Source organism: Vibrio sp. 1S139, assembly GCF_041439475.1.
In the GTDB taxonomy this organism is placed as follows: domain Bacteria; phylum Pseudomonadota; class Gammaproteobacteria; order Enterobacterales; family Vibrionaceae; genus Vibrio; species Vibrio crassostreae_C.
On record NZ_JBGOOD010000104.1, the window covers coordinates 1 to 8,520 of the forward strand.

General features: G+C 43.7%; 7 protein-coding genes. 3 read left to right on the forward strand and 4 right to left on the reverse strand.

Translation table 11 applies throughout. From position 1 onward, the window contains the following. Positions 1-30 precede the first annotated feature (30 nt). The 3 genes from ACED46_RS20770 (at position 31) to ACED46_RS20780 (ending at position 2,994) form a co-directional block, all read left to right on the forward strand. Positions 31-2,313 carry a DEAD/DEAH box helicase family protein gene (locus ACED46_RS20770; RefSeq protein WP_371722344.1) on the forward strand — a complete coding sequence of 761 codons (2,283 nt, stop codon included), beginning with the start codon at positions 31-33 and terminating at the stop codon, positions 2,311-2,313. Between the two features lie 80 nt (positions 2,314-2,393). Beyond that, positions 2,394-2,744: a hypothetical protein gene (locus ACED46_RS20775; RefSeq protein ID WP_371722345.1), complete on the forward strand. Its 351-nt coding sequence runs from the start codon at positions 2,394-2,396 to the stop codon at positions 2,742-2,744. 64 nt (positions 2,745-2,808) lie between these two features. After that, positions 2,809-2,994: a hypothetical protein gene (locus ACED46_RS20780; protein ID WP_102479524.1), complete on the forward strand. Its 186-nt coding sequence runs from the start codon at positions 2,809-2,811 to the stop codon at positions 2,992-2,994. 441 nt (positions 2,995-3,435) lie between these two features. Here ACED46_RS20780 and ACED46_RS20785 read toward each other — a convergent pair whose 3' ends face one another. The 4 genes from ACED46_RS20785 to ACED46_RS20800 form a co-directional block, all read right to left on the reverse strand. Beyond that, positions 3,436-4,410, reverse strand: coding sequence for a ParB family protein (locus tag ACED46_RS20785; protein ID WP_076656855.1), 975 nt, complete (start codon positions 4,408-4,410; stop codon positions 3,436-3,438). 5 nt (positions 4,411-4,415) lie between these two features. Further along, positions 4,416-5,684: a ParA family protein gene (locus tag ACED46_RS20790; RefSeq protein ID WP_102331893.1), complete on the reverse strand. Its 1,269-nt coding sequence runs from the start codon at positions 5,682-5,684 to the stop codon at positions 4,416-4,418. Positions 5,685-6,348: 664 nt separating this feature from the next. Then, complete coding sequence (locus ACED46_RS20795) at positions 6,349-7,194, reverse strand: RepB family plasmid replication initiator protein (RefSeq protein ID WP_371722346.1); 846 nt, start codon at positions 7,192-7,194, stop codon at positions 6,349-6,351. Positions 7,195-7,615: 421 nt separating this feature from the next. Continuing rightward, positions 7,616-7,957 (reverse strand): helix-turn-helix transcriptional regulator, encoded by a 342-nt coding sequence (locus ACED46_RS20800; protein ID WP_076656852.1) that lies wholly within the window; start codon positions 7,955-7,957, stop codon positions 7,616-7,618. Positions 7,958-8,520: the final 563 nt, after the last annotated feature.

Here is an 8,520-nt window from a genome sequence, read left to right on the forward strand (position 1 = left end):
AAAGGTTACGACGTTCGTTTCGATGATTGAATGTGTCGATTTAAAGACGCTTACAATGAATCGACAGAAACCACTCAAGACAACGTGTTGTCTCTGCATGACTTTATCGACCAATTCGGTGACGGCCTATTGGCCAACATCGAAGCGGCGCACCCGGCGCGTTATCAATCGGCGTGTGAAAAGCGAACGGCGGTGATGCAATCGCTCAAGCGGGTCCCGTTTGAGGCGCAAGCCGAAGCGATTCAAGCCATCAGTACCCTATTGCTCAATGAGCGTGCCCCGGCGGGCATACTCAACGGAGAAATGGGGACCGGCAAAACCATCATGGGTATCGCCACCACGGCGATAGCCTACCATGAAGGTAAGGCCAAACGCTTTTTGCTGTTAGCCCCGCCGCACCTGGTGTACAAATGGCGCCGAGAAATTCTCGATACCGTTCATAACGCCAAGGTGTGGGTGCTCAATGGCCCTGATACGTTGCGCTCTTTGCTCAAGCTGAGACAAGCGGCGCCTCATGATGGACCTGAGTACGTGATACTGGGCTGGGTTCGAATGCGCATGGGGTATCACTGGGAGAGCGCTTATCAAACTAAGACGCTCAAACGCACGCTAGGCCATGACGGTCTGCAGGCGCAAACCGCTCAACTGGACTTTGTTCGCTGCTCGGATTGCGGCGCATTAGCCAGAGATGAAGAGGGCGAACTTATCGCTCCGACGCATTTTTCGGTGGATGTGCAACAGAGCTGCAAAGCGTGCCATGCACCGCTGTGGACGCTCAAACGTCAACGCCAAAACGACAACCTGAGCAAGACGATTTCACGCGCCCTGCAGACCTTACCGACCATAGGTAAAGTCACCGCCGGGAAGCTGCTCGATGCCGTGGGTGAGCGCGTACTGGCGAAAGCGCTGACGGACAACATTTACGAGCTGGTTAACTTGCTTGATGACGACGGGGAGTTTGTGTTTAACGACCGACAATCTGAACGCATTGAGCGCAAGTTGGCCAAAACGCAATTTGCGTTTGGTCAAGGCGATTACCAGGCGAGTGAGTTCATCAAACGCTATTTCCCGAAGGGGTTCTTTGACTGGCTCATCATCGATGAGGCGCACGAATATAAGAACGCAGGGGCGGCCCAAGGCCAAGCCATGCAGGTACTCGCAGGCTGCGTAAAACAGTGCTTACTGCTGACGGGAACACTGATGGGCGGCTACGCGGAAGACCTTTTTTATCTGCTGTGGCGCACCATGCCATCGGTGATGATGGAAGAGGGCTATCGTTACCACCGAGGAAAGCTCGGCAGCGCCGCCCTCTCGTTCTCGCAAGAGCACGGCATCATCAAGGAAATCATGAAAGTGACCCACGATGTGAACCACAAAACCGCGAAAGGCAAGAACGTCAAAGTGAGTCAAACCCGCGCGCCCGGTTTTGGGCCGATGGGGGTGGCTAAATACGTCTTACCTTACACGGTGTTCGTCAAACTGGCCGACATGGGCGACGGCATTTTGCCAGACTACCAGGAGCACTTCATTGAAGTGGCTATGGAGGATGAGATGCAGATGCATTACGCCGACATGGAGCAACGCTTAACCGCGAGGCTTCGTCAAGCGTTAGCCGCTGGAGACCAAACCCTATTAGGCGTGGTCATGAGCGCGCTGCTAGCATGGCCAGATTGCGCGTTTCGAGAAGAGAGGGTGACTCACCCTCGCACTCAAGAAACCCTGGCTTATATTCCGGCTTTGTTTGATGAGCAGACGCCCACACCCAAAGAGCAACAGCTCATTGAGATGGTCAATGCGAACAAACGCAAAGGTCGCCGAACGTTGGTGTACACCGTTTACACCGGCAAACGCGACACCGCATCGAGGCTCAAGTCACTGCTGAGTGACCAAGGCTTAAAATGCGCCGTGCTGCGTTCGAGCGTAAAAACCGAAGACCGAGAAGATTGGATCCTGGAGCAGGTGGACAGAGGCATTGATGTGCTCATCACCAACCCAGAGCTGGTCAAGACCGGACTGGACTTGTTGGAGTTCCCTTCGATTGTGTTTACCAACACCGGCTATAACGTCTACACGCTGATGCAAGCGGCAAGACGCAGCTGGCGTATTGGTCAACGAGAGGACGTGGACGTGAGCTTTTTAGGCTACCAAGACAGCGCGCAAATGGCGTGTCTGGCATTGATGGCCAAGAAGATAGCGGTCACCCAATCCACCTCTGGCGACATGCCAGATAATGGATTGGATGTACTCAACAGTGATGGCGACAGTGTGGAGGTGGCGTTAGCCAAATCCTTACTCAAGCAAACAACGCGTTAAGACGTTAACCTCTTAACTTACCCCCAATGGGCATCTGATGCCCATTGGGGCTTCGGTGCCCATCGACCTTTAAGGACACAATGATGACGCAACCTATATCAACCGACCATGCCTTAGCCTTTGCGTATTTCAAAGAAGGCTTCCCGTATGGCGACGACAACCACTTATTGTTTGAGCAGGTCTCAAACGGTGGGGACTTGGAGTTTTTCACTCTCGTGCTGGATACGGTCATTCCTGTGGTCGAGCACTATCTGGCGCAATTTGAGATAGACGCGCCCGATAAGTTGTACCTCTTCTACGGGGACGCGTTTCCTTGCCAACTGAAACGGTTACTTGAGCGAGAGCCCAATCCTACCCGACAAGCGTTGGAGCAATGCGCTGACAAGGTCTTGCAACACATCGCCCAGGCGATGCGTGACATTCGACAATAACTCAACCCCAACCGGGAGCTTGCCTCCCGGTACGCTCCCTTTTTTATTTTAACGGGAGCAACCCATGAACTATTGCATCAACTGTGGAGAGCAGGGCGCATTACAGCCTCTGGATGTTCCAACCAACGAAGAACCGCCGTTCTTAGAGCGTGGTGAGTTTGGTGCAGATAACCGCTATAGCCAAGAGCAGCCTGTCACGATATTACAATGTCAGCACTGCCAACATGAGATGATTGACCTATCATCGTAAACAAGAAAGGGAGAGCATCGTTGCTCTCCCTTCTTTTTTTGACTCAATTCCACCAAGCAAGCGTCTGAAGCAACCTGACTACTATTACCTATATCCAATAAGACTCAAACCATTGTCCACCGATAGACATTGAAGCAATCCCCCTAATGTCCTGCGCTCAGCGCTGTGGTTCAAAAGGCTAGTGTTTTGTATCAAAGGGTAGGCTGCGCCAAAGGGGAAAGGGGTCAAGGGAAGGGTTTTCCCAAGGGAAAAGCCCTATCCGGAAAGGGAAAAAGGGCGAGGGTGTCACTGACAAACTTTATTGCTCCAAAACACTAAACAACACTAGAAAGAGTAGCCATTAAGCTTACCAACCCTTCCGACCACCCCCATTGCTTTGGCAATAAAACAACCTTAACACATTGATATATAGTGAGTTAATTCATTTCCGACAAGAACTGGTTAACTCGTCAATATCTGATTCATGAAGTCATCAATTTGTTTTTGCTTGTCTGCAGGTAATCGCGTCAGCTCATAGATAGTTTTTCTTCCATCTTTGCTGATCTTGCGTTTTGCAGAAATATCTTTCTGGTCAAAATTGCCCAGTTGTTCTTCTTTCCATTTTGGAGTTTTCTCTACATCTATGTGCTCATTCACTAACTCTTCCATGATTTTGAGCGTAATAAGTTGTTGGTCTTTTATAGAGTTAGACTTATCTAATACACCTAACCTACCCAATAAATCACGAGCAAATGATTCAACATCAAAGTTACCCTTTATTAACTTTCTCTGACATCCGGCAATCTTTCCATAAAAAGAATTAGGGATACCTTCATAATCCACGAAAACCTCTCTCAGAGCCTTGACTATATTTAAAGACTCTAACCTCTTTCGAAGTGACTCTTTCCCCATCCCCAAATTTTCAGCTAATTCAGCTACGCTTAATTTTTCTACAGATAATCCCTTTAACTTGGCAATCTTCAGTAAATATTCTCCATGCTCTGGATAAGACCACCTCTTAACTTCTTGAGAATCATTGATTAACCTTAAAAGCTCTTGCTCACTTGGCTCACCATCGATAACCCAAAGAGGAAAGTCAACCTTACCGTTTATGCAACAGAAACGACGTCGACTAGAATCGAGTACAAGGTACTGGCCATCCTTCCTAACTGCGATACCTTCTTGACTTACTCCATTAACAACGATCGACTCATAGATATCAGCTACTGCATCAATTGTTAATGCATCTTGGTTGCGAGGGTTAAGGTAATGAATGGCCGTTTTCGATTCAACATCTGATCCTTTAATGGTGATCCGCTTAGCATCATATTTACCACCTAAAAACTTCTTAGTCGCAGATAACGCGAATAGATCGCCAACACCAGAAGAAGATGATGATTGACCAGTTAGTTGAGCTTTGTTTTTCGTTCTCTTCACTATGACTACCCTTTAGTTGCCTTAATCTTAATTTCGTCGATAAATGCCTTGTATGCCTTATTAGACGAGCTAATGGCCTCATCGTATTGCATTGCAGTACAGTTACTTTCTGATTTTTTAATGTCATATATCGTTCGATTAAGGCTCGCAGCTTCTAAAAATAATGGAGAGTGGTAGATAGGAGATACGACCAAGTCATCACGTACTGAGCGAAGCAATCTGTTAAACGTTTTACGCTCATGCTTTTCACGCTCATTATAATTAACAGGCAACACTCTGAAGTAACTGATGTTACCGCCGCCCGATGGTAGGTTTCGTGCAATGTCACCAATAGTTAATAAGTATGACTCAGTAGATGCATAATCATAAGCTTTGGGAGAAATAGGGGTAAGGACACCATTGGCGGCTTCCAGAGCGGACCAAACAATAGGGCTGTTTTGAGGGGGTAAATCTAAAATAATAATGTCATATTTTGATTTTAGGATCGGAATAATTTCTTTTTTCAACCGAGAAAGCAGTTGTACTTGCTTTTCTTCATCTGAAGCCATGTAGTAGTCAGAAAATTTCTCATCGGTAGGGAAAGCCGTCATGACATCCAGATTTGGTAGATGAGTATTAAACACCGATGCCAATACAATTTGCTCAAAAGGGACACCATGTTCAAGCAAGGCTTTAACTTGATTTTCGTCACCTTGCTCTTCCGTAAGATCATAACATTGAAGATCAGCAATAGTAATGTAGTGCTGCTCTCTAGACTCGTCGATTTGAATGATCCCGCGAGCTGCTGAGCCTTGCGGATCTAAGTCTAGAAGGCAAACTTTAGCATTCAGATCTAAATCAAGTGCCGCTTTTGTCGCAAGAGTAACAGCTGTTGTGCTTTTACCAGTTCCGCCTTTGTAGTTACTAACGATGACAACAAATGACTCGTAAAAATCAGAATACTTCTCAAATTCAAAGTATTGCATGATTTGTTGTAGGTGCGCTCTGGTAAATAAGTGCTTGCGATGATGATAAATAGGCTCATCTACATGGCCATCTGCAATCGCTTGATCAAGCTTCTTTTGATAAGTTTTCTTTACGCACTTCATCTCAAAAAGTGAATCGTATACTTCGGTCTTATTTAAGCAGTGATTATAAATAAGACGGCTAACCCCTTTGGGTAACTCTTCATCCGTAACTTCTACCGTCATAATATCCCGAAGCGAATCCTTTAAAGACACACTCTCTTCTTTCATTCGGCGACCAATAGCATCTACTTTATCAGCAAAATTCATCGTAATTTACCCTATCAAAAACATAACCTCATAATACACAAAAATTACACACCAACAATGGGTAAATTCAGATTTTGTGTGTAAAATTCATTTTTTAGGTTATTTATTAAAACTTAACCAAAATGCAGTTTACGCTACACCATTACCAATACACCTAATAGGATCGAGTAAAGCGACTAAGCAAAACCAACTATTGAGCGACAATTACCCTGACCAACAGTAAAGGCTACACCAAAGATAAATTAGCACTCAGTTCTCATATAAAAAGATTACAAATTTCAATACTTCTCAATTACTTAAAAACACACAACGGTTTACGCTACACCTGAAGTAACATATAAGGGACTATCAAGGAGTTATTAGAACAACAAGAAAAGCAGTATGGGTTACACCTTACGTGTCCATATTCGTTGATAAATATAAATACAAGGGAGGATTTTAAAATACTTTCAATAACTTGGAATTAACAAAAGAGTCAATTGGTGCAGTTTACACTACACCAATTAATAAAAGTGACTAAATTTAGAACTGAAGAGGCAGCTTAGGCTACACCTTTTATGGAGACATAAACGAGTAACGCAGAATTAAATACAGTTTGGGCTACACCGTATTTACCAATACAGTAGCAGTAATAGGTACACCCAAAATAAAATGCAGTCAGTATCTAATTGATCTCAGGGAGAGCTTTATTTCTTTTGGTGATCTTGTAGGCCCATTCACCATGCCATGTCGTCTCCTGACCATGTAAGTAACCAATTGATTCTAATCTCTTAATTGCAGATTTAATAGAACGGTTCGCTTCCTTATTACTCATACTTAAAGCAAGACGATCTCTCATACGACTTAAAGATACTGGGAAGGGGTCTTCAGGTAGGCACGCAAAAAATAAATACAAACATTGGGCAGTTTCGGCTCTTGGAATGGACGAAAGAGTGCGCATACTAATTAGGATTTGACGATCAATACGATACAACTCCCATAACTCAGGATCACCTTCCAAAATGATCGTATCACTATCCATATCGTACACAAACTTTTTAAGCAAAGATGTTGAGGTTGCTTTAGAACCATCTTTTGTGGCCATACTTATCTTTTGGCTCTGGATGCGCTCAAGGGACTCCTTTATACGTTTACGAAACTTAGAGTTCAACATCTGTGTACTAAATCCACAAAACTTTGTAAATTCAGAGAGTTTCATTGTTATCTTATCGGAGTCGTAACCATATTTAGAAAAAGCGAAAACAACCCCACACCACACTTTAAAGTCGGTCCGAACATTGAGCCTCTCCCCCTTTAGTGATGCGTACTCGTAGCCTTCACGCTTGTACAAAGATATATCTCTGAACTCATCGCTTACATTGTGCTTAACAACGGTAAGATCATCACTTTTATTGCTGTTTTTAGCAATCGGCGTAAATAAAGCCGTACGAATTAATATATTAGGTTGGATAGTATGTGTATCAGATATAACCAGACCATCACTAATTACAGATAAGAGCTTGTTTTCCATAGTTAATATCCAAAATGAGTTACTAACATACTTTACAGTGCATGCTACACCATACACAGCTTATGCTACACCGTCTACAGTAAAGGATACACCATATACAGTTTATAATACACCTATCACAGTTTATGCTACACCTAGATCAACGATAAAGCCATTACTGACAAGGCTTCAGAGCGAACAAGGATCAGTTTGGATCAATTTGGTTCATATTAGGTTTAGTTTAGGATAATTAGTCCTGTGGATAAGTGGATAACTATTGTTTTTATAATGTTAAGAGCTCTCTGACGGGCAACGCTTTGGCGTTCCTGTGTCGGATTTATGCGATGGACAACTATTCGTTCGTTTCTCACGAAAGTTGACCACACACAAATCAAAATTGTTACACTCAAAAAACACTAACATTTTCTTCGCTATATAATGATTAAACTTTTAGTCGCTCTAATAATTTATTTAATAGATTAAGGAAATCATCGTTAGACTCTTTTTCAGACAAAATCTTATCTATAAGCTCTTGTTGAATAAGCCTTATTCCTTTAGAACTTTTAAATTGTTTATAAGATTCGTATTGCTCACCAAAAAGAACTTCATTTGCATCTAGATTTAAGATGATACAAAGCTTGGCGAAATTTTCAGTAGTCATCTTTCCTGTTTTTACCCATCTACTAACAGCTGCTCTATCAACACTACATTGCCTCGCAATTTCACCATAACTAAGGTCTGAATTTTTTATTAATTCTGAAATACGAAGATCTAATGGTTCCATTGTTTAGTTACCCAAGTTTAATTAAAGATAAACGCAATAGCTTATATCGGGTTGACATTTCCTCTTAGGTGAATAAAATCACCATTAACTAAAGTCGCTCTTTAAAAACCCACTCATGCACTACACCCCGACACCAAATTTAGTGCGCGCATCCCACTGCGCACTATTGCGAGCCCCTAATGCTCTGGGGCTCGCACCTTATTCTTGTGCTCTTATGTGACAATAGTTCCAATTCAAACATTTACCTAATACCAATGAAGAGGGACGTCTTTCCCCTCTGTGATGCTTAGTCAATCGCCTATTGGTCAAGATGAACAGTACTCATCACCACATCAATACTGAATCAACAAATGGTGTCCTGCCTTCTCAGCCTTCCTTCAAGGACTTGATCTCTCTGTTCAATTTTTATAGAGTTGCTCCGTCTGCCAATGCGCAGTCAAGCACACGGGGTTAACCCCCCTTAAATGGCTCTCTGAAACGTGTCGCGGCTTTTTCCAAGTTCAAACGGAAAAAGTGAAAGCATACTTAACTGCCCTTAGCCTACATCGCTTTGGTGCTATCAA

Bases quoted from the DNA above. Each gene is read 5' to 3' on its own strand.
- ACED46_RS20780 (WP_102479524.1), top strand. From the start codon at position 2,809: ATGAACTATTGCATCAACTGTGGAGAGCAGGGCGCATTACAGCCTCTG.
- ACED46_RS20770 (WP_371722344.1), top strand. From the start codon at position 31: ATGTGTCGATTTAAAGACGCTTACAATGAATCGACAGAAACCACTCAA.
- ACED46_RS20775 (WP_371722345.1), top strand. From the start codon at position 2,394: ATGATGACGCAACCTATATCAACCGACCATGCCTTAGCCTTTGCGTAT.
- ACED46_RS20795 (WP_371722346.1), bottom strand. From the start codon at position 7,194: ATGGAAAACAAGCTCTTATCTGTAATTAGTGATGGTCTGGTTATATCT.
- ACED46_RS20790 (WP_102331893.1), bottom strand. From the start codon at position 5,684: ATGAATTTTGCTGATAAAGTAGATGCTATTGGTCGCCGAATGAAAGAA.
- ACED46_RS20800 (WP_076656852.1), bottom strand. From the start codon at position 7,957: ATGGAACCATTAGATCTTCGTATTTCAGAATTAATAAAAAATTCAGAC.